The sequence below is a fragment of the Corynebacterium sp. p3-SID1194 genome (assembly GCF_025144155.1).
In the GTDB taxonomy this organism is placed as follows: Bacteria; Actinomycetota; Actinomycetes; order Mycobacteriales; family Mycobacteriaceae; genus Corynebacterium.
Genome location: NZ_JALXWY010000020.1, coordinates 1 through 19,678, shown reverse-complemented (window position 1 = coordinate 19,678; position 19,678 = coordinate 1). Strand labels below are relative to the sequence as shown.

Below are 19,678 nucleotides of genomic sequence, written 5' to 3'. Positions count from 1 at the left end.
TTATACAGCACGGAGACTGCGCAATGTTTTCCTTCGCATTTTTCGCCGATAACCAGCACCTCGGCCTGACCGAGATCGTCGCGCCGCCGAAACCGTCTTTCACCGTCGTGCAGATCAACGAGCTGGAAACCCCGGGCTCTTTCATTCAGCCGAAATCATTCGTGCTCACCGTCGGCGCGGCATTCCGCGACAACCCTGATGGCCTGCGCGGACACATCGAGCATCTCGCACAGCAGGGGGCTGTGGCGGTCGGCTTTGGCATCAGTACCGTCTTCGGACGCATCCCCGATGCCGTCGTGGACGCCGCGCGGGAGAACAACGTGGGCCTGTTCGAGGTGTCGCGGCCCGTGCCGTTCGCCACGATCTTGAGTGCGGTCCACGAAGAGCAGCATCGTCGCACCACCGCGGAACAAGAAAAACGCGCCTACCTGCACCAGCAGCTACTCCAGGCCCAGGAGAAGCTCACGCAGACCGCCACCGCGGGCGATATCAAAGCCCTCACGCGCGACGCCGCCACCACCCTCGAGGCCCGCGTGACCATCAAAGACCCCAACGGCCTGCTGATCGCCGAGCAAGTCTCACGGGCGTTCAACGCCATGAAGAAAACCTATTCGAGCTCCTACCGCATCAGCTCGTCCGCCAACGCCGGGCGGCCGTACACCGTTGACGTCACCTCCACGCGCACGCTTACCGACGAAGACCGCTCCCTCATCCGCCACTACGCCGGCCTCGCAGCGACCCTCCTCTCCAGGCCCGCTCACCTGCGGCGGATTCATAATCAGCTCAATTCCTTCGCGCTGCGCATCCACCTCGGCATCACGGAAAAGGAGGAGATCTATTCCGGTGCAGTGGACACTCCCGTCGACCGGGAAGGCTTCACCCGGCCGATCGTCATCGCGGCGCAATCGCCCCGCGGAATGCAGACGGTGGTGGAGGGGCTGGACAGGGAGGCGTCGAAAAGCGATCGGCTCTTACATGTTCTCGATGTCGATGAAACGACCTTCCTGATGGTGGTGCGTCCTGATGTGACCGTGCGCGATGTGCTCGACGCCCTCGGTGAGCATCGCGACCGCGTGCGCATCGCCGCAGGTAGTCCGATGCTGCTTGCCCGTCTGACGCTGGACCACGTGAATCAGCTCGTCTCCCGAACGCGCACTCTGCGGCCCGGCGATGTGGCTCGCGCCAATGACTCGGGGCTGCCGTGGCTGCGCGATCCCACCGTCGCCCACGCGCTAGCGGCCAGACGCGAAGAGATTTTTGGCCGACTGATCAGCTTTGATGCCGCTCACGGGACAGATTATGAGACCACCCTCGCCGTGTTTCTTCGTCATGGTGCACGGCTGGGCGAGGCCGCCGAAGCTTTGGGTGTGCACCGCCATACCGTGCGTACCCGAATGGCCAAGATCGAGAAACTGTGCGAGATCGACCTAAATAACCCCGCCCACTTCAGCGAGGCCTACCTGGCCATGACTGCGTTTGAGGGCGGGGCGGAGTGAGGGGTGTGCTGAGGTGCTGGTGGATCTAGATTGATCGGTTGCCAGAGCAAGCGAAACTGACCTGGGGTTTTGTGGCCGGGGTTGGGGCTGCTTGGAATCTAGATCCACTAGATCCACGACTCCTTAGCCATGACTACCTCTACGCCCGCGCGCGACGGGCGAGCGTGTTGCCCACGGACTGGATGGCCTGGACGATGATGATCAGGAGCACCACCGTAGTGAGCATCGCGATCGAGTCGAACTGCTGGTAACCGTACGAGATAGCGAGGTCGCCGACGCCACCGCCGCCGATCGTGCCGGCCATCGCTGTGGCGGAGATCAGGCCGATCGTTGCCGTGGTGACGGCGAGAATGATGGACGATTTCGCCTCCGGCAGGAGGAAGTACCTAATCGTCTGGAAGAGGCTGGCACCCATGGAATCGGCAGCCTCGGTGATTCCGGGGTTGACCTCCAGAAGGGACTGCTCGATGAGGCGGGCGATGAACGGGGCAATGTACAAGGTCAGCGGGACGAGCGCCGCGGTGGTGCCGATGGCGGTTCCCGCGATCACGCGGGTGAACGGCGAAATAGCCACCAGCAGGATGATGAATGGCAGCGAACGGATGATGTTCACGACCACATTGAGAATGCCGTAGATGACCTTGTTGGGCTTCAAGCCGCCCGGCCGGGTGATCACGAAGGCAAGCGCCAGCGGGATGCCCAATAATGCGCCGAGGAACAGGGAAATGCCCACCATGTAGAGAGTCTCGCCGAAGGAATCGAGGTACATCTCCGGAGTGACGCGGGAGCCAGTGGTGTCGCGCCACCACGTGTTGAGCTGGTTCATGCTGTTACACCTCGCTGTTCTTCACCAGTGCGCGGGAGAGAGCCTCACGCGCGGTGGCATCGAGTTCGGGCGGGATTACGGTGTCCACGAATTTCTGGGTCAGTTCGTGCTGCGGGTCCGCGAAGACCTGTGCCACGGGGCCGGATTCCACAAGACGGCCCTCGGAGAGCACCGCCACATTGTCGGCCAGGCGGGCAATCACGTCGATCTGGTGGGTGATGATCAAAATCGTCACGCCGAGTTCTTCGTTGATATTGCGGAGCAGGTCGAGGATCTGGGAGGTGGTGATGGGGTCGAGGGCGGAGGTCGGCTCGTCGCAAAGCAGCATTGTGGGCTCCGTGACAAGGGCGCGGGCGATGCCCACGCGCTGACGCTGGCCGCCGGAGAGCTGCCGCGGCTTGTGCTCGGCGCGGTCGGTGAGTCCGACCAGCTCAAGCACTTCAGCGGTGCGGCGTTCGATCTCGCTCTTCGGCGTCTTGGTCAGCTTCAACGGCGTAGCAACGTTTTCGGCGACCGTTTTCGTCTCCAGGAGGTTGACGCTCTGGAAGACCATGGCGACTTTCCGGCGGAGCTCACGCAGCTCGGACGTGCTTAAGGAAGCCGGTTGCTGTCCGTGCACGGTGACTGCGCCGGAGCTCGGGGTCTCCAGCCCGTTGACCATCCGGATCAGCGTGGATTTGCCGGCACCCGAGGTGCCCACGACACCGGTGACACTGCCTTCGGGGACAGTGAAACTGATGTCGTCGAGGGCGGCGAAGGAACTATCCCGCGTCGGGAACACCTTGCCGACATGGTCGAATACGACAGCGTCAGTCATGGAAGTCAGTTCACTTACTTCAGAGAGTCGGGCAGGAACCAGTAGTCGTTCTCGTTCTGGGAGTCGAAGTACTCCTTGAACTCGTCAGAACGATAAGCCTCAGCGACAGCCTTCGCCCACGGAGCGTCTTTCTTGTCCTCGGTAGTGACCGCGACGAGGATCAGCTCAGGGCGCAGTTCTTCCTGGAAGAGCTGCAGGTTCGGGTCGAGCTTGGCGGAGTAGCTCATCGAGCCCGGGATGACTGCCCAGTCGAGGTCCGGGAGGGAGCGCGACAGGTTGGCGGAGTCCATCGGCTTGATTTCGAGGTTATGCGGGTTCTCGGCGATGTCCGATTCTGCGAGCAGCGCTTCGTCGGCGTCGTCGCGGAGGGTGATCCAGCCAGCGTCGACAAGCACGTGGAGTGCGCGCGACTTATTCGAACCGTCGAGCGGAACGCCGACCGTCTGGCCGTCAGCGACATCGTCCAGGGACTTGTGCTTCTCCGAGTACAGGCCCGCCGGGACGGTCGGGACTTCGGTGATGGAGGCGAGGTTGGCGCCCTTTTCCTCGTTGAACACGTTCATCCACGCGGTGTGCTGCTCGACGTTGAGGTCGGCGGAGCCTTCCGCGAGAGCCGTATCGGCCTGGGTGAGGTCGGTGAAGTTCTGAACGTCGACCGTGTAGCCCTCTTCCTCCAGAATGGGTGCAACACCGTCCTGGAAGAGTTCAGAGTACGGGCCCGGGGAGGTTGCGACGCGGATGGTCTTATCGTCGCCCGCATCGGTGCTTTCGCTAGAGCCGCATGCGGTGAGGCCAAGAACGAGGGAGCCAGCTGCCACGGCGGCCGCGATCTTCTTGAACATTCTGGGGTCCTTTCACGTTTCTAAAAGTGCTGTAGCCGAATGTTAATACTAAACCGTACGGTATGCCTAAACCAGACAGAGGGGTCTAGCTGAGTGCTGGCACGGACGCCCGCGTTGACGCGTATCCTGGACCGCATGACTCAGAAGACACAGACCATCACCTTCCATACCAACCACGGCGACATCGCCGTCGACCTGTTCGGCAACCACGCGCCGAAGACGGTCGAGGTCATCACCGGCCTGGCAAAGGGCACCCAGGAGTACTCCACGAAGAACGCGTCCGGCACCACCGAGGGCCCGTTCTACGATGGCGCGATCTTCCACCGCATCATCCCGGGCTTCATGATCCAGGGCGGCGACCCGACCGGCACCGGCACCGGCGGCCCGGGCTTCCAGTTCGCCGATGAGTTCCACCCGGAGCTCCAGTTCGACCGTCCGTACCTCCTGGCCATGGCCAATGCGGGCCCCGGCACCAACGGCTCCCAGTTCTTCATCACCGTTGCGCAGACCCCGCACCTGAACAACCGCCACACCATCTTCGGCGAGGTCACGGACGAGGCCTCCAAGAAGGTCGTCGACGAGATCGCGAACGTGCAAACCGGCCGCATGGACCGCCCGGTCGAGGACGTCGTGATCAACTCCGTCACCGTTTCCGACTAATTGAAGCGCGTCCTTTACGGCGCCCCCGCCACGGCGACCATTGCCTCGCTGTGCGTGGGGGCGTTCCTCGTTGCAGCGTTCCAAGCGCATTCGCTTATCGACGTCATCTGGTCCTCCCACGCCGGCACCTCCACCGTTTTGTGGGGCCCTTTTGTCGCAGGTGAGCCTCTCGGTCTGCTTCGTGCCCTGACCTCCGGGTTCATGCACTTGGACATCACCCACCTGACGGTCAATGTGCTCATGCTCGTCGCGGTCGGTGCGGCAGTGGAACGAGCCGTGGGCACGGGGCCGTTCGTGCTCGCGTACCTCGCTGGTGTTCTAGGCGGGTCCGCTGCCGTGTTGATCTTCGGCTTCGACCAGCCCACCGCCGGTGCCTCCGGCGCGCTGTATGCCCTGATGGCGCTGCTCGTCGCTGTCGCCGCCCGCAGTCACGCCGACCTGCGTGCCCCGCTCGTTCTGGTCGGCGGCAACTTGATTTTCACGCTGATCACGCCGAATGTGAGTCTCTGGGGCCACCTCGGTGGACTCATCGCGGGCGCTTTGATGGCGGCGCCACTGACCTCGGAGGACATGCGCGTCCGGTGGGGTGGGGCAGCAGGTGCGGTCGCAGTGGCGGCCGCCGCAGTTGCCGTGCCGGTGTTGTCCTAGCTCCGCCTACTCTTTCGACTTGTCGTAGCGAGCCGTGTCGACGATCTCCAGTGCCTCGTCCTGGGAGAGCCCCGAGTCGCGCAAGCTCATCATCTCCAGCGTCGACACATTGCCTGTCTCCCGGTTCGCAGCCGAGAGGAACAGTCCGTCCCACGGGTCGCCGTCGTCGTCGATGAACTCAAAATAGGCGATCTGGGCATCATCCGCGCCCTCCACCTCGACGTCTTCCACACCCCTCGGCTGAATCTCATTGTCTTGGGCGAAGAGATTTCCGTAGAGCGCAATCTGGTTGGTCGCGTCCGCCTCGGGAGCTTCTCCTGTATCGCGGGTCATGCGGATCTGCACGGCTGGATCCTCGCTCATCGCACCTACGACCCACCGATCTCTGATCACGTCGTCGTCCTTGTCGAGCTTCTCCCAGTCCTTCGGCACATCGATCGTCAGCGGACCGGAGCTGATCTCCATCGTCTCCCCACTCTCGCTGCTTGAGGAGCCAGATTCAGATTCATTGGTGTCCTTCTCGCCGAAGATGCCGCCGCAACCAGCGAGACTGAGCGGTGCCACCAGTGCGGCAGCGACGAGGACGGTCTTGAAGCGTGATGTCCGCGACGACGCGCGCCGATCGGTGTTCGTTGTGATCCAGGACATGGTGCGTCGGTTCATGTACCTCAGGCTACATCGGCGGTGCACCACACGATGGTGCCGAGACATGGTTAGGATACGGCTGAGATACAGCCGAAACCCATCTATTCGTCCTCGAGAGCAAGCTCGAAAACGAGGCCGCTGCAGAGCACGCGGGCGTTCGCGGTGCCGTTCCACTGAGGGGAGAAGCCGACTTCTTTCAGAGCGCTGACGAGCGCTTCGCCGATCGCCGCGTCCTCATCCGAGCCCGGGTTGTCCATGGAGCTGAATCCGAAGTTCAGCTCGCCACTGTGAATGAGACCGTCCACGTCCTGGGTCGTGCAGTAGGCGTAACCGCGGTGGCCGGCATCTGTGGCCTTGTCTGCGCCTTCTTCAGCGGCCTCGCCTTTGTCCCAGCCCTCGTCGAAGGAGAAGGAGAGGTCGCGCTGGGAGAGCGCGTCACGGAGGGCGTCGATACGCTGGGCGTCTTCGGAGGGGCCGGTGATGAGGCGGGCGTATTCAGCGCGGACTTCCTCGATCAAGGCGGGAAGGTCTGTGTCGCTGATGTCGTCATCCATGTCATCTTCGTACGCCGCGGTGATTTCATGGACGCTCCAGCCGTGGCAGAGCTTGAGGGAAATGTCGTTAGGAAGTTCTTGCGGTTCGTAGAGGTTGAAGGATGGTGGGAATGTACTGGTCAGCATTGCGTGTGAAGCCATGCCCCGAAGTATATGTGCGAAAGTGTGGGATTAGCGCGGAGAAGTTATCCACAGGGTGTGGATGAACCTGTGCATAAGTCACTTCTGTCCCACTTTGCACAATCTGTGGATAAGTTGAATTCACGTATCTGAACTGGTGTTTTCACAAATCTTCGCTGGTGTTGTGCACAGGTCTGTGGAAAAGCTCCTGTAGGTTTCCGGCTGGGGATAGTTGGGGATAAGTCCGTGAACAACACGCCGCGATATCCACACGTTCCACAAAGCGCAGGGCAGCCGTGCATGAAAAAACCGGCGCCCGCCTCAATGCGGTGCGCCGGTTAGTTGGGGTGGGTGGTTTAACGCCAACCCATGGTCATCAGCAGGCCGATGACCAAGCCGCCGAAGCCGATGGCGTAGTTCCACGGGCCGAGCTCGTTCATGAACGGGATCTGGTTGCCGGCGAGGTAGTTGACCACGAGCCACAGCAGGCCGATGATCATGAAGCCGAACATCAGGATCTTGTACCAAATCGGGGTGCCGCCGGTATTGATCTTCACTGGGGTGCGGTTGACACCGGTGGAAGTGGTGGTCGACGGGGTGCTGACTGTGTCCTTAGTGACCTTTGCCTTCGGCATGATGCACGTCCTTCATCGTGTGCTCCTCCGCGCGCGAAGTGGAGACCCCCAGTGGGGCGGCGCAGGGTGGAGAGGTATATCTACGGGTTTCTTCTGTGCGGTGATTTTACCAGCAGGCTCGCACTGGACCTAGATGGAACCTGCTGGGTGGCGGTCGGCGCTAGGGGTTGGGGAGAATGCTCTCCACGCCGTCGCGCAGCGCGTTCTTCCAGATATCGACGGTGATGTCCGCGTCCTTGCGGACCTCGGCGCCTTCGGCGGGTCGTTGGCCCGCGATGAGGCCGTGGTCGTTGAGATCCGGGGTGTCCACCGAATGCTCCGTTTTCAGATTTCCGGTCCAACCCTCCTTGCGCAGGGTCGCTTCAGCCTGTTCCGGGGACTGGCGCACGAGCTTCGGCATCTTGAACAGCATTCCGTTGGAGGTGCGCAGCTCAATCGTGGTCCCGCGGTCCACCTCTTCGCCCTTACCGGCGACAGCGAGGACCTCGTCCTTCGGCTTCAGGGAATCCACCTCGACAGTCGTGGACTCCAGGCCCAGAGACGACAGGACAGACTCCGCCTGAGCGAGGTTCATGCCCTCCAGGGACGGCACCTTGACCTTTTCGCGGCCGTCGGAGACGGTCACGCTCACCTTCGACCCCTTCGACAACTGGGATCCGGCAGCCGGCTGCTGCGACATGATCACGCCCTCGGGGACGGTGTCGGAGTGCTCGCGGGCGATGTCGTCGTTAAGCTTGAGCCCTGCTTTTTCGAGCTCGGCCGCTGCGTCCTGCGGGCTCATGTCCGTGAGGTCCGGCACGTCCGTGATCTCGCGGCCCGAAGAAACGGTCACCGTGATCGGCGTGCCCTTCTGCAGCTGCGAACCCTCCGTCGGGTTCGTGCTGAGCACCTCGCCGCGCGGGACCTCCGGATGCGGCGATTCATTCACCGAGACCTGCAGCCCAAGCTTCTCCAGCTCCTGGACAGCCTCCTCGCGCTTCTTGCCCACGACCTTCGGCACGAAGACCATGTCCTTGGCCGCCTCCTGAGCGTGGTCGTTGCGCACCTTGTTGAACGCGAATGCGCCGCCGCCGAGCAACATGACCGCCGCCATTAAAATGGCGAGAATCTTCATGCCCGTGTTGCCCGTCTTCTGCGTCTCGCGCCGGTGCTGCTCATAACGGCTCTGCTCGGCGACAGGCTCCGGCTCGTCCTCGAGTTCCGCCTCCGCCAGATGATTGCGTCCGGCTTCCGTGACCGCGCCACGCTCGAGGCGCTCCAAGTCGTCCGCCATCTCCAGAGCCGACTGGTAGCGGTCCTCCGGGTGCTTCGCCATCGCCGTGAGAATCACTGCGTCGACATTGACGGCCTCAGATTCCGTCAAATCCTCGATTCGCGCGCTCGGCGGCTCCGGATCCTCCTGGACATGCTGGTACGCCACAGCGAAAGGCGTTTCGCCCTCGAACGGCGGGGTGCCCGTGACCGCCTCGTACATCACGCAGCCCAGCGCGTAGAGGTCGCTGCGGGCGTCGGCGTTCTTGCCGCGGGCCTGCTCCGGCGAGAGATACTGCGCCGTGCCGATCACTGCGGACGTCTGCGTCATCGCCGCCGTCGAATCATCCAGCGCACGCGCGATACCGAAATCCATCACCTTCACCTCGCCGGTGCTGGTGACCATGATGTTCGCCGGCTTCACGTCGCGGTGAATGATCCCGGAATCGTGGCTGGCCTGCAACGCCAGCGTCACCGGGAACAGCATCGCCGCCGCTTCCTCCGGGCGCAACGGTCCGTCCTCGCGCACGATCGCGCGCAAATCACGGCCCTTGATGTGCTCCATCACGATGTACGGGATGGAAATGCCCTCCACGACCGTCTCACCCGTGTCGTAGACCGCGACGATATTCGGGTGGTTCAGGCGCGCAGAATTCTGGGCCTCCTTGCGGAAGCGCTGGCGGAAATTCTCGTCGCGGGCCATGTCGATCTTGAGCATTTTGATCGCTACTTCACGGCCTAAAAGGGTGTCCGTGGCCACGTAGACGTCGGACATGCCGCCGGTACCGATGGAGTTACCGAGCTGGTAACGGTCGCCGATGAGAGTCATGTGTCGATTGTCCTTTGTGGTTTACGGATTAGGCAGTCCCGGGATCTCCAGGCTGGGAATTGGGTTGCCGTCAGCCGGCGGCTCCGGCTGCGTGGCGGGCGGTTCCGGCGGCTGCTGCGTCGGGCGGGACGGCTGGGAGGGCTGGCGGGACGGCCGGTTGCTCGGTTCCGTCGGGTCCTCGCTCGGCCGTTCGGTTTCCGGCGAATTGTACAGGGTCGACGGCGACGACTTGGTCGGGCGCTCGCGAGACGTCGTCGTTTCTTCCGCGGTGCGGGTCTCGGTCACCGTTTCTGTCGGGGCGGAGGACTCGGTTTCGGGCGCCGTGGTGCTGGTCGCCGGGGTTGTGGGCTCTTCGCTGCCGCCGGTCAGATCATTGAAGAAACCGGAGGTGTAAGCCCACACCGCCGCGGCGGCGAGAAGCAAGACTAGAAGGGCGACGAGGAGACCTGTGCCGAAGGCGCCGCTGCCGGACTTCTCTTTCTTGGGCGCGGGCGCTGTCTGCTGGGGGCGCTGCGCCGGGCGCGCCGCGATGGGAGACTCCTGCAGCGGGGTTTCCGGGTGCAGGGTGGTCGCCTCGGTGACGGCGGCGAGCTGCGCGGTGGATTCCTGCGGGGACGGCTCGACGGGCACGGCGCGCTTGGTCGTGGTGGTGACCGGGCGCTTGCCGTCGCGGGCGTCGGCAATGGCGTGCTGGAATTCTGCGCCGTTGTTAAAGCGGGTGTTCGGATCCTTGCGCAGGGCGATGCCGATGAGCTCGCGCGTCGGGGCGGAGATCGTGGTGGACATCGGCGGCACTTCGCTGGAGACGTGCGCAAGTGCGACGGACACGGAGGAATCGCCGGTGAAGGGGCGCTGGCCGGTGAGCAGCTCGTAGCCGACGACAGCCAGGGAGTACACGTCGGAAGCGGAGGAGACCTCGAGTCCCTGCGCCTGTTCCGGGGAGACGTACTGCGCGGTGCCCACGACCATGCCGGTGCGGGTCAGCGGGACGGCGGCGGCAGCCTTGGCGATGCCGAAGTCGGTGATCTTCACCTTGCCGTTCTGGGTGATCATGAGGTTGCCTGGCTTGATGTCGCGGTGCACCAGACCCAGCTGGTGGATCACGGCGAGGCCGTGGGCGGCCTGCTCGAGAACGTCGAGGGCCATTGCTTCGTCGAGCTTGCCTTCGCGGGCGATGAGGTCTGCCAGGGATTCGCCGCGGATGTATTCCATGACGATGAAGCAGACGTTGAAGCCTTCGCGGGAGGGGACCTCGCGGTAGTCGTAGGTGGCTACGACATTGGAGGAGTGGATGCCCTTCGCGGCGTTGGCTTCGTTGCGGAAGCGGGTGAGGAACTCTTCGGTGCCGGCGAATTCGGGGCGGAGCACCTTGACAGCGACTTCGCGGTCGTTGGCGGTGTCGTCGGCGAGCCAGACGGTGGACATGCCACCGTGGCCGATGATCCACTGGAGTTCGTAGTCGGGGCCGATGAGCTCCTGGAGTTCAGCGCGGTTGTCGGTGTGCATTACTCAGCGCCTCCTGCGGTTTTCTCGTCCTGCTTGTCGTCTTTCGGGGCTGGGGCTGTGGTGAGGATGGTGCGGCCGATGGGGGCCGAGACCTGCCCGCCGGTGGCGCCTTCGCCGTGCCCGCCGCCATCTTTGACCACGACGGCCACGGCGACGTCCTTATCGGGGTCGAACGCGACGTACCAGGCGTGCGGGGGAAGGTTCTCGCCGTGCTCGGCGGTGCCGGTCTTGGAGGCCAAGCTGTTGCCGTTGTAGCCGTAGGTGTTGCGCTCCGACTTGAACATCAGCTCGGTGATGGTCTCGGCTTCTTCCTTGCTCAGCGCTTCCGCGGCCTGGCGGGGGCGGATCTCCCGGACGGTCTTCATCTCGGGGTTGACCACGCGGGAGACCACGTGTGGCTCCATGCGGCGGCCTTCGTTGGCGACGGTGGCAGCCATGACGGCGGCCTGCAGTGCGGTCATGGTGACATCGCGCTGGCCGATGGAGGACATGCCCACGGCAGCGAGGTCCTCGAGGTCGCCGAGGGAGCCAGCGGCATTGGGCAGGCCGAGGTCGTAGTTTTCGCCGATGCCGAAGGCGGTGGAGGCCTCGCGGAGCGGACCGTCGCCGAGTTCGGTGGCCATCTGCACGAAGGCGGTATTGCACGACAGTGCGAAGGCGTTGGCCAGCGTGGTCGTGGACCCGCCACAGGGGCGGCCGCCGTAGTTGGTCAGCTGCACTTCGGTGCCGGGCAGGGTGATGGCGGCTTCGCCGGTGAGCTTCGAGTCAGGGGTGTAGCCGTTTTTCAGGCCGGCGGCGGTGGTGATGATTTTGAAGATCGAGCCGGGCGGCAGTTGGTCCTGGGTGGCGTGGTTGAGGAGGGGCTGGTCGGGGGCGTCGTTAAGCTGCTCCCATGTTTTTTCGGCGGTCTCCTCGTTGACGACGGAATTCGGGTCGTACGACGGGTTGGAGGCCATCGCAAGGACTTCGCCTGTCGACGGACGCAGCGCCACCACCGCGCCCTTGTATCCGTTTTTCTCCAGCTGGTCGTAGGCCGCAGCCTGGGTCTTCGGGTCCAAGGTCAGCTCGACGGAATCACCGACGCGGCCGTCCTGGCTGGTGCGCAAGAAACGGTTGCCCTTCGCGCTGGTTTCGCCGTTGAGATCGGCGTTGAAGCCGGATTCGATGCCGGCGGCGCCGTAGCGGTCCGACAGGTAGCCGACGACCGGCGCGAAGGAATACGGCATATTCGGGTAGCTCCGCGTAAAGAAGCCGTCGCCGGCCGGCGTGGACTCGGCGAGGATCTGGCCGCCGGCGTTGATCTGGCCGCGCTCGACCTTCTTGGCTTCGATGAAGTTGCGGGAGTTGAGCGGGTTGCGCGCGTATTCCTCCTCGTGGAAGCCCTGCACCCAGGTGAGATTCGCGAGCAGCAGGACAGTGAGGAGGATGGAGCCGAAAGCGCCCCAGCGTATCGACGTATTCATCTAGCGCACCCCCACAAGTTCAGGTTGGCCAGTGTTTTCGGTGTCCTCCACTGGCCGGTTGGCGTTGTTGGAGATGCGCAGCAGCAAGCCGAGCAGGATGTAGTTCGCCATGATGGCGGAACCGCCGGCGGACATGAACGGCGTGGTCAGACCCGTCATCGGCAGCATCGCGGAGACGCCGCCGGCAACCACGAAGATCTGCACGGCGAGTGTCAGTGACAGCCCCGAGGCGACGAGTTTGCCGTAGGTGTCGCGCACAGCGAGCGCGGTGCGGAAGCCGCGGCTGATGATGATGGCGAAGATGATGAGCACCGCCGTCAACCCGACGAGACCGAGCTCCTCGCCGATGGCGGCGAGAATGTAGTCGGCGTGGGCGACGGGCACCATCTCCGGGTGGCCGAAGCCCAGGCCGGTGCCGGTCACGCCACCCCAGCTCAGACCGAACAGGGCCTGGGAGGGCTGGTAGCCGGTGGTGTCGTAGTTGGCCAGCGGGTCGAGGAAGTTCGCGACGCGGTCCTGGATCTTCGAGGAGACGTTGTACACGGCGAAGCCACCGACAGCGACGAGTCCGAGGCCGATGACGAGCCAGCTGACGCGCCCGGTGGCGAAGTAGACCATGCCGAGGACGGTGGCGAACAGTAGCAGCGCCGGGCCGAAGTCGTTGGAGACACCCATGATGACGATGGCGATGGCCCACACCATCAGGATCGGCGCGAGGTCGCGCAGGCGGGGGAACGTCAAGCCGAGGAAGCGGTAACCGGCAACGGTGAAGAGGGAACGCTTCTGCGCCAACAGCTGCGCGAAGAAGAGCAGCAGGAGGATCTTGGAGAATTCGCCGGGCTGGATGGAAAACGGCCCGAGCCAGATCCAGATGCGGGCCTCAGCGTCCGGCGGCTGCGGCCACACGAGCGGCAGGGCGAGAAGCACCAGCCCGAGGAGTCCGAGCAGGTAGGAGTAGCGGGTGAGCTGCCGGTGGTCGCGCACGATAAGCAGCGTGGCCACGAGGAATAGGATGCCCACCAGCGACCACATCATCTGGCGCGGGGCCAGCCCGAAATCGGTCGAGAGATCGAGGCGGTAGATAATCACCAACCCGAGCGCGTTCAGGGTCGCGGCCAGCGGCAACAGGACTTGGTCGGCGTGCGGCGCGGCGTAGCACATGGCCACGTGCGCGATCGCATAAACGCCGATGAAGCCGCCGACGAGCCACAGCATGTCGACGGTCAAAGCGTTGCCCTGCGACAGTTCCAGCCCGACGAGCATGAGTAGCAAGAGGGCGGCAGAGAGCACCAAGAGGAAGAGTTCGCGGCCGCGAGAGAATAGCTGGCGCATTTACTTCACCTCCCGGCAGGTGCCGCCATCGGGGGCGTCGACGCAGGTGGGCAGGGCTTCGTCGGCAAGCGAATTGAGCTGGTCCGTGATGTCCGCGTACGACCCGCTGCCGAGATTGTCCACGCGGCTTCGCGTGGATTCAGGCAGGTCAGACAGCGCGAATGCTTTGCAGTCGTCCGGCACGTCGTTAGTGTCGACGAGACGGATCTGATTATCGTCGTTGATGCACACCTGCTGGACGGGTTCGTGCATGTCACGGCCGAAAACAGCGGTATTCATGCCTTGCTCGATGACGAATTCATCGCGGTCGTTGACAGCCACGAAATACGTGTCGCTGCGCGCGGAATCGAACCACCACAGCCCGCCGAGCCCAACGAGCGCGACCGCGAGAACGCCGATCACCCACGGCCACACAGAGCGTGCGCGGCCTCGGTGATCCTCCTCATCGTCGGATGCGGGTTCCTCTTTTTTGCTTATCGACGACTCCCCCTTGTCCCTTTTCGCCCCCACCAGCTTCGCGGCGCGACCCGCGGCGGTGTCCGGGTGCGTCGGCTCTTCGCCAGTGATCAGGGCACCCGCCATGACGGGGGCGGTGGGCAACTCCGGGCCGTCTGCATCGTCCGTGTCGACGACATCGGCCACGACCAATGTGACATTGTCCGGGCCGCCGGAACGCAGCGCCAGTTCGATGAGTCGTGTGACTGCTTCTTCCGGGGTGCCTTCGGCCAGCATGGACTCCATCGTGGAGTGGGTGACGGGGTCGGACAGTCCGTCGGAGCAGAGCATGAAACGGTCGCCCGCCTTGACCGGCAGCAATTCCAGATGCGGCTCGACCGGGCGGCCTGTGTACGCCTTGAGAATGAGGGATTTCTGCGGGTGGGAGGACACGTCCTCCGGCTTCAGCTTTCCTTCGTTGACCAGGGACTGGACAAAAGTGTCGTCTTCGGTGATCTGGCTGAGCTCGCCGTCGCGCAGGCGGTAGCCGCGGGAGTCACCGACGTGAATGAGCCCCATGTTCTCGCCGTCGAACATCAGCGCGGTGAGAGTGGTGCCCATGCCGTTTTGCTCCGGGTTCTCCTCGATGGAGGCGGAGATCGCGGCGTTTGCGTCTTCGGCAGCCGCGCCGAGCAGCGCCAATGTGTCGGCGTCTTCCGGGTCGCGGTCGAGGTGTTGCATGTGCTCGACCATGAGTTGCGAGGCGACTTCACCGGCGGCGTGGCCGCCCATGCCGTCAGCGAGCAACAGCAGGTGAGGGCCGGCGTACGCCGAGTCCTCGTTATTATCGCGAACCAGCCCACGGTCGGAGGCGGTGTGGAAGTTGAGCTTCAGGTTCGTCATGGCATCAACCTCACAATCGTGCGCCCCATTTTGATGTCGGTACCCACCTGGACGCGCTCAGGTTGGTCGATGCGGATCCCGCCGACAAACGTGCCGTTACGAGAATCCAAGTCTTCCACGAACCAGTCCGAACCACGCCGGAACAAGCGGGCGTGGCGCGAAGAAGCGAAATCGTCTCCCAGGACGAAATCGTTGTCGTCGGCGCGGCCCAGCGACAAGTCTTCCACCGTGGAGATATTCATGTGGGAGCCACGCAGCGGGCCTTCCACCACGACGACCTCCTGAGCTTTTTCGCGGCGCGTCGACGCAGGTGCCGGCGCCACACTCGCAGTCCGGCGCTGCGCCACCTCAGCTGATCTGATGTCGCGGCGCTGCACAGCCAGAACCACGAAGATGAACAGCCACAGAAGAATAAGGAGGCCGAATCGGGCCCCGAGCATCAATGCAGAATCCATGGGTCAGATAGCCACCTTACTGCGCACCCGCGCCGTCGGGGCCAGGGTAAGGGCGAGTGCCCGCGATGCGCACCTCGATATTCGAGTGACCCACCGTGATCACGTCCCCGTCCGCGAGTTCCCAGTTGTCCACCGGCTGATCATTGACCGTCGTGCCGTTCGTGGACTGCAGGTCCACCAGAAACGCCGCAGTGCCGTCCCAGATGATCTCCGCGTGCTGGCGGGACACTCCCGTGTCCGGCAGGCGGAAATCACAGTCGTTGGAGCGGCCCAGAATATTGGACCCTTCGTGCACCGGGTACGTGCGCGACGACCCGTCCAACAGGAGCAGACTCACAGCGGGGCCGTTAGGTGCGGCCATCGCGGGGGGCTGGTTCATGGCGTGTGCCTCCTGGGCGTGTGGGGAACGGTCGGACAAAATCGCGTCGAACCCGCTCTCGACATCCGGCTCCTCGTCCACGTACGACGACACGCGCAGCTGCCCGGTCCGCAGACCGGATTCCTCCGCCACGCGCACGACAACGGGGCCGTACAAGCCGATGTTCTGATTGCGGATGAAACGGGTGAGCTGCCCCGCGAGATTGGTGGGCAGGTCCGGGTCCTGCGACAAGTTTTCCAAGTCCTTGCTGGACACGCCGATCGCGAACACATTCGGCGTGATCGTCTCGTCGTACTCGTTATTGAACAGCCCGTCGTGCATCTCCTGCTTCAACAGCTCCTCCAGCTCCGCCGGAACAACGCGTCCACCGAAGACAGCGGCGAAGCCGTTATCCAGCCCGCGCTGCAGCGAACTGTCGACTTTAGCCAACCGGTCCATCAGTCCCATCTGCCCACACCTCCTCTCAAGCGTGCACTCCCAGCAGTAATGTTTCGACAGATAGTATAGGGTTCCTGGTTCCCACAACATAGCTGTAAAGCCGAAAACTGCCGTCTGCCAGTGAATTTGGAGGATTTGGGAGGGTGCGTGCTATGTTTACTTAGTCGCCCGCCCGGGTGGCGGAATTGGCAGACGCGCTGGCTTCAGGTGCCAGTGTTCGCAAGAACGTGGGGGTTCAAGTCCCCCCCCGGGCACGAACGCAAGGCCCGTCGATAAGCAAAATGCTCTTATCGGCGGGCCTTTCGCTTTACACTGGCGCGCATGCCGACAACTCCTATCCCCGGATACCTGGGCGCCATCCTCGACGAAGTCCGCGACATCACCGACGGTGAGAACGCCGACTACATCGAGACGCTGCGCACCGCCGACCCCGACAAGCTCGCGCTCGCGCTGTGCACACGCAGCGGCAACCTCTATTCCGTAGGGGACGACGAGTACGAATTCTCCATCCAGTCCATCTCCAAGCCGTTCGTGTACGCGATCGCGCTCGACCAAGGAGGGGTGGACAACGTTCACAGCGTCGTGGGCATGGAGCCGTCCGGCGAGGCCTTCAACGAGCTTTCGCTTGACGACGACACCAAGCGCCCCACCAACCCCATGATCAACGCCGGGGCCATCGCCGTGAACCAACTCGTCGCCGGCACCGACGCCCTAGTAGAAGAGCGCTCCGCCATGGTCTTGGATGTCTTTTCCAAGCTGGCGGGGCGCCCTTTGCGTTTCGACGAAGAGATCATCACCGCCGAACTCGACACCGCCGACCGCAATATGGCGCTCGCGCACATGCTCCGCGTCTACGGCATCATCGAGGACGACGTCGACGACGCAGTGACCAGCTACATCCGGCAGTGCTCCATCATGGTCACCGTGAAAGACTTGGCTGTCATGGCTGCGACCCTCGCCAACGGCGGCGTTCAGCCCGTCACCGGCGAGAAAGTCCTCAGCTCCGAAGCCTGCCGTCTCACCCAGTCCGTCATGGCGTCTGCCGGCATGTACGACGGCTCCGGCAAATGGATGTCCACCGTCGGCATCCCCGCGAAATCCGGTGTGGCCGGCGGCCTCATCGGTACTCTGCCCGGCCAGCTCGGTGCTGCGTCCCTGTCCCCGCGCCTGAACGAGAAGGGCAATTCCGTCCGCGGCGTGGAGATCTTCCGCCGCCTCTCCAAGTCCCTCGGCCTGCACATGATGGGTTCGCATTACTACTCCGCGCCGGGCATCCGGTCGGTGCGCCGCGAGGGTGACACCCACGTCGCGGAACTCCAGGGGATGATCAACTTCACCGCCGCCGAGCAGATCCTCCACGAGCTGGTGGAGCGCGACCTCGTCGGCGACGAGCTCGTCCTCGATTTCTCCCACGTGACGTCGTTCAACTTGGCCGGCCGCCGCATCATCAAGGAAGGTCTGCGCCAATTCCGCGAGGACGGCTTCGACGTAGCTGTCTACGACCCCGACAACGCCATGCCGGACTACGAGTTTTCCGACGGCACCACTGTCGAATCCATCCATGATTTCACCGACTCCTTCACGGTTTCCGCTTCCCGCAAGGACGCCTTCAGCGTCGTGTCCCAGCCCAAGGACTGGTGGCAGGACGATGATGCCGGCGAGTTCACCGTCGACCAAGACGACGAAGCCCAGCGCGTTGTTCTCCACAGCGAGCCCACCGGTGAGGATTTCATCTTCGACTTCGACGAAGACGAGAACGGCAGCACCCGCGTCCACCTCACCCACCGCGGCCTGCGCCCCAATTTCGAGGAAGCCGCCGAACGGTGGCACGAACGTATCCGCCAGCGCCTCGAACCGCTGATCAACCGGGGAGACTAGCTGCCAACGCGACCGGCAGCCGCCGCCGTGCGCCCTGTTCAACCTTGGCGAGAACACTAACATCGGGTTGGAACACGTCGACGCCGTTACAGGCAGGAGGAATCATGCTGGACAGCACGATCTGGTGGCATATCTACCCACTCGGCGCCACGGGTGCCCCGATCCGGGACCGCGACAGCGACAATGCCAATCGCGCCGAAGATGCCGCACCGCGCCTCCGCCAGCTCGAACCTTGGCTCGATTACCTCATCGAACTCGGCTGCGACGGTCTGCTGCTCGGCCCCATTTTCGAGTCCGTCGCGCACGGCTACGACACGCTCGACCACTACCGCATCGACGCGCGCTTGGGCTCCAACGAGGACTTCGACTGGCTCATGGACGCCTGCAGGCAGCGCGGCATCAAGGTGATGCTCGACGGCGTGTTCAATCATGTGGCGGTGACCCACGCGGCCGTCGATAAGGGCCTTGCTGGAAGCACGAACTGGGAGGGGCACGACGAGCTGGCCACGCTCCACCACGACGACGAACGCGTGCGCGACATGGTCGTCGACATCATGAAATTCTGGCTCGCGCGCGGCATCGCCGGCTGGCGCCTCGACGTCGCGTATTCCGTCCCGCCCGAATTCTGGTCCGACGTGCTCGCCCGCGTCCGCGCGGACTACCCCGACGCGCTTTTCCTCGGCGAAGTCATCCACGGCGACTACGTCCAGATCGCGGGCGACGGCACGCTCGACGCCGTCACCCAGTACGAACTGTGGAAAGCCATCTGGAGTTCGCTTCACGACGCCAACTTCTGGGAACTCGACCACGCCCTTACCCGCCACCGCGACGTCTCCCGTGAGCTGCTCACCAACACCTTCATCGGCAACCACGACGTCGACCGCATCGCCAGCAAAGTCGGCCAGGACAAAGAAATCCTCGCCTTAGGGATCCTCATGACCCTGCCCGGCATGCCCAGCATCTACTACGGCGACGAGCAAGGATTCGAAGGCACGCGCGGCGAAGGCTTCAGCGCCGACGACGCCGTCCGCCCAGCCCTGCCCGCGACCCCCGGTGAGCTTGCCGACCTCGGCGCCTGGATCTTCCGCGAACACCAGGCACTCATCGGTCTCCGCCGCCGCAACCCGTGGCTCACCCGCGCTGACATCGAGGTCCTCGACAAAACCAACGAGACCATCAGCTACCGCGTCTTTACCGACAACGAGCAATTGCTTATCGACGCCTGGCTCGCCCCCGCCCCCGGCATCCGCATCCGCTCCGCGGATCCCGTCGCCGAGACCATCGAGACCGTCTACGAGTGGACCCCCTAAACCCGCTGCTCAAACCCGATCGACTAGGCCGCGCCTGCCCCGCTTTCCCGGGTTTTGCCCGTTTTTCACCCCTTGTGGCCTGCCCGTTTAGGCGATGTCTACTGAAGTAGACATCGTTTCGTAGACGATGGGTTGCGCGGCGTTTAACGTTTGTGCCGTGAACGATTTTGACGCGTTTCTAACAACACTCGGCAGTCCGATGGACATCCTGGCCGGTTTCGACCGCCAGGCTGCTCAGGCTGCCGGCGTCAAACCG

The 19,678-nt window shown here is 63.6% G+C and carries 16 protein-coding genes, 1 tRNA gene and 2 pseudogenes; 6 read left to right on the top strand and 13 right to left on the bottom strand.

The features are described from left to right. Window positions 1-23 precede the first annotated feature (23 nt). Complete coding sequence (locus M3G19_RS10385; RefSeq protein ID WP_259902570.1) at window positions 24-1,496, top strand: PucR family transcriptional regulator; 1,473 nt, start codon at window positions 24-26, stop codon at window positions 1,494-1,496. A 139-nt stretch (window positions 1,497-1,635) separates the two neighbouring features. Here M3G19_RS10385 and M3G19_RS10380 read toward each other — a convergent pair whose 3' ends face one another. From M3G19_RS10380 to M3G19_RS10370, 3 genes and pseudogenes are all read right to left on the bottom strand, one after another. Further along, entirely contained in the window at window positions 1,636-2,322 is a 687-nt protein-coding gene (locus M3G19_RS10380) for a methionine ABC transporter permease (protein WP_259902569.1), read from the bottom strand. Window positions 2,323-2,392: 70 nt separating this feature from the next. Next, window positions 2,393-3,139: pseudogene (locus M3G19_RS10375) on the bottom strand (methionine ABC transporter ATP-binding protein); the annotation flags it as partial. Between the two features lie 14 nt (window positions 3,140-3,153). Next, entirely contained in the window at window positions 3,154-3,981 is an 828-nt protein-coding gene (locus tag M3G19_RS10370; RefSeq protein WP_259902568.1) for a MetQ/NlpA family ABC transporter substrate-binding protein, read from the bottom strand. 135 nt (window positions 3,982-4,116) lie between these two features. On the opposite strand from M3G19_RS10370, the gene M3G19_RS10365 reads away from it, so the two are divergent. Both M3G19_RS10365 and M3G19_RS10360 read left to right on the top strand, forming a co-directional pair. After that, a complete protein-coding gene (locus M3G19_RS10365; RefSeq protein ID WP_259902567.1) occupies window positions 4,117-4,641 on the top strand; it encodes a peptidylprolyl isomerase in 525 nt (174 codons plus the stop codon). After that, entirely contained in the window at window positions 4,642-5,289 is a 648-nt protein-coding gene (locus M3G19_RS10360) for a rhomboid family intramembrane serine protease (RefSeq protein WP_259902566.1), read from the top strand. Window positions 5,290-5,295: 6 nt separating this feature from the next. On the opposite strand, the gene M3G19_RS10355 is transcribed toward M3G19_RS10360, so the two are convergent. From M3G19_RS10355 to M3G19_RS10310, 10 genes are all read right to left on the bottom strand, one after another. Then, window positions 5,296-5,952 (bottom strand): hypothetical protein, encoded by a 657-nt coding sequence (locus tag M3G19_RS10355; protein ID WP_259902565.1) that lies wholly within the window; start codon window positions 5,950-5,952, stop codon window positions 5,296-5,298. Window positions 5,953-6,035: 83 nt separating this feature from the next. Further along, window positions 6,036-6,629, bottom strand: a complete 594-nt coding sequence (locus M3G19_RS10350; protein ID WP_259902564.1) for a DUF6891 domain-containing protein — start codon at window positions 6,627-6,629, stop codon at window positions 6,036-6,038. Window positions 6,630-6,964: 335 nt separating this feature from the next. Next, entirely contained in the window at window positions 6,965-7,243 is a 279-nt protein-coding gene (crgA, locus tag M3G19_RS10345; protein WP_210573589.1) for a cell division protein CrgA, read from the bottom strand. Between the two features lie 160 nt (window positions 7,244-7,403). Beyond that, window positions 7,404-9,323, bottom strand: a complete 1,920-nt coding sequence (pknB, locus tag M3G19_RS10340; protein WP_259902563.1) for a Stk1 family PASTA domain-containing Ser/Thr kinase — start codon at window positions 9,321-9,323, stop codon at window positions 7,404-7,406. Between the two features lie 21 nt (window positions 9,324-9,344). Then, window positions 9,345-10,829, bottom strand: a complete 1,485-nt coding sequence (locus tag M3G19_RS10335; protein ID WP_259902562.1) for a serine/threonine-protein kinase — start codon at window positions 10,827-10,829, stop codon at window positions 9,345-9,347. Then, window positions 10,829-12,292: a penicillin-binding transpeptidase domain-containing protein gene (locus M3G19_RS10330; protein WP_259902553.1), complete on the bottom strand. Its 1,464-nt coding sequence runs from the start codon at window positions 12,290-12,292 to the stop codon at window positions 10,829-10,831. Before M3G19_RS10330 ends, M3G19_RS10335 begins: the two co-directional genes overlap by 1 nt. After that, a complete protein-coding gene (locus M3G19_RS10325) occupies window positions 12,293-13,624 on the bottom strand; it encodes an FtsW/RodA/SpoVE family cell cycle protein (RefSeq protein WP_259902548.1) in 1,332 nt (443 codons plus the stop codon). After that, the gene (locus tag M3G19_RS10320; protein WP_259902546.1) at window positions 13,625-14,962 is read right to left on the bottom strand and encodes a protein phosphatase 2C domain-containing protein; all 1,338 of its coding nucleotides are present in this window, start codon (window positions 14,960-14,962) and stop codon (window positions 13,625-13,627) included. It lies immediately after the preceding gene. Further along, window positions 14,959-15,417, bottom strand: a complete 459-nt coding sequence (locus M3G19_RS10315) for an FHA domain-containing protein (RefSeq protein ID WP_210573582.1) — start codon at window positions 15,415-15,417, stop codon at window positions 14,959-14,961. Before M3G19_RS10315 ends, M3G19_RS10320 begins: the two co-directional genes overlap by 4 nt. A 16-nt stretch (window positions 15,418-15,433) precedes the next feature. Beyond that, a complete protein-coding gene (locus M3G19_RS10310) occupies window positions 15,434-16,243 on the bottom strand; it encodes a DUF3662 and FHA domain-containing protein (protein WP_210573581.1) in 810 nt (269 codons plus the stop codon). 161 nt (window positions 16,244-16,404) lie between these two features. Between M3G19_RS10310 and M3G19_RS10305 the strand changes: the two genes are divergently transcribed. The 3 genes and pseudogenes from M3G19_RS10305 (at window position 16,405) to M3G19_RS10295 (ending at window position 19,422) form a co-directional block, all read left to right on the top strand. Then, window positions 16,405-16,488: transfer RNA gene (locus tag M3G19_RS10305), tRNA-Leu, on the top strand. A 67-nt stretch (window positions 16,489-16,555) separates the two neighbouring features. Continuing rightward, a pseudogene (locus M3G19_RS10300) lies at window positions 16,556-17,800 on the top strand (glutaminase); the annotation flags it as partial. A gap of 416 nt (window positions 17,801-18,216) precedes the next feature. Continuing rightward, entirely contained in the window at window positions 18,217-19,422 is a 1,206-nt protein-coding gene (locus M3G19_RS10295; protein WP_259902541.1) for an alpha-amylase family protein, read from the top strand. The last annotated feature ends 256 nt before the right edge of the window (window positions 19,423-19,678 follow it).

What these genes read in the sequence shown, in the direction of transcription:
- crgA (WP_210573589.1), bottom strand. Translation starts at nt 7,243, where the DNA reads ATGCCGAAGGCAAAGGTCACTAAGGACACAGTCAGCACCCCGTCGACC.
- M3G19_RS10330 (WP_259902553.1), bottom strand. Translation starts at nt 12,292, where the DNA reads ATGAATACGTCGATACGCTGGGGCGCTTTCGGCTCCATCCTCCTCACT.
- M3G19_RS10350 (WP_259902564.1), bottom strand. Translation starts at nt 6,629, where the DNA reads ATGGCTTCACACGCAATGCTGACCAGTACATTCCCACCATCCTTCAAC.
- M3G19_RS10335 (WP_259902562.1), bottom strand. Translation starts at nt 10,829, where the DNA reads ATGCACACCGACAACCGCGCTGAACTCCAGGAGCTCATCGGCCCCGAC.
- M3G19_RS10310 (WP_210573581.1), bottom strand. Translation starts at nt 16,243, where the DNA reads ATGGGACTGATGGACCGGTTGGCTAAAGTCGACAGTTCGCTGCAGCGC.
- M3G19_RS10385 (WP_259902570.1), top strand. Translation starts at nt 24, where the DNA reads ATGTTTTCCTTCGCATTTTTCGCCGATAACCAGCACCTCGGCCTGACC.
- M3G19_RS10355 (WP_259902565.1), bottom strand. Translation starts at nt 5,952, where the DNA reads ATGAACCGACGCACCATGTCCTGGATCACAACGAACACCGATCGGCGC.
- M3G19_RS10320 (WP_259902546.1), bottom strand. Translation starts at nt 14,962, where the DNA reads ATGACGAACCTGAAGCTCAACTTCCACACCGCCTCCGACCGTGGGCTG.
- M3G19_RS10380 (WP_259902569.1), bottom strand. Translation starts at nt 2,322, where the DNA reads ATGAACCAGCTCAACACGTGGTGGCGCGACACCACTGGCTCCCGCGTC.
- pknB (WP_259902563.1), bottom strand. Translation starts at nt 9,323, where the DNA reads ATGACTCTCATCGGCGACCGTTACCAGCTCGGTAACTCCATCGGTACC.
- M3G19_RS10315 (WP_210573582.1), bottom strand. Translation starts at nt 15,417, where the DNA reads ATGGATTCTGCATTGATGCTCGGGGCCCGATTCGGCCTCCTTATTCTT.
- M3G19_RS10365 (WP_259902567.1), top strand. Translation starts at nt 4,117, where the DNA reads ATGACTCAGAAGACACAGACCATCACCTTCCATACCAACCACGGCGAC.
- M3G19_RS10370 (WP_259902568.1), bottom strand. Translation starts at nt 3,981, where the DNA reads ATGTTCAAGAAGATCGCGGCCGCCGTGGCAGCTGGCTCCCTCGTTCTT.
- M3G19_RS10295 (WP_259902541.1), top strand. Translation starts at nt 18,217, where the DNA reads ATGCTGGACAGCACGATCTGGTGGCATATCTACCCACTCGGCGCCACG.
- M3G19_RS10325 (WP_259902548.1), bottom strand. Translation starts at nt 13,624, where the DNA reads ATGCGCCAGCTATTCTCTCGCGGCCGCGAACTCTTCCTCTTGGTGCTC.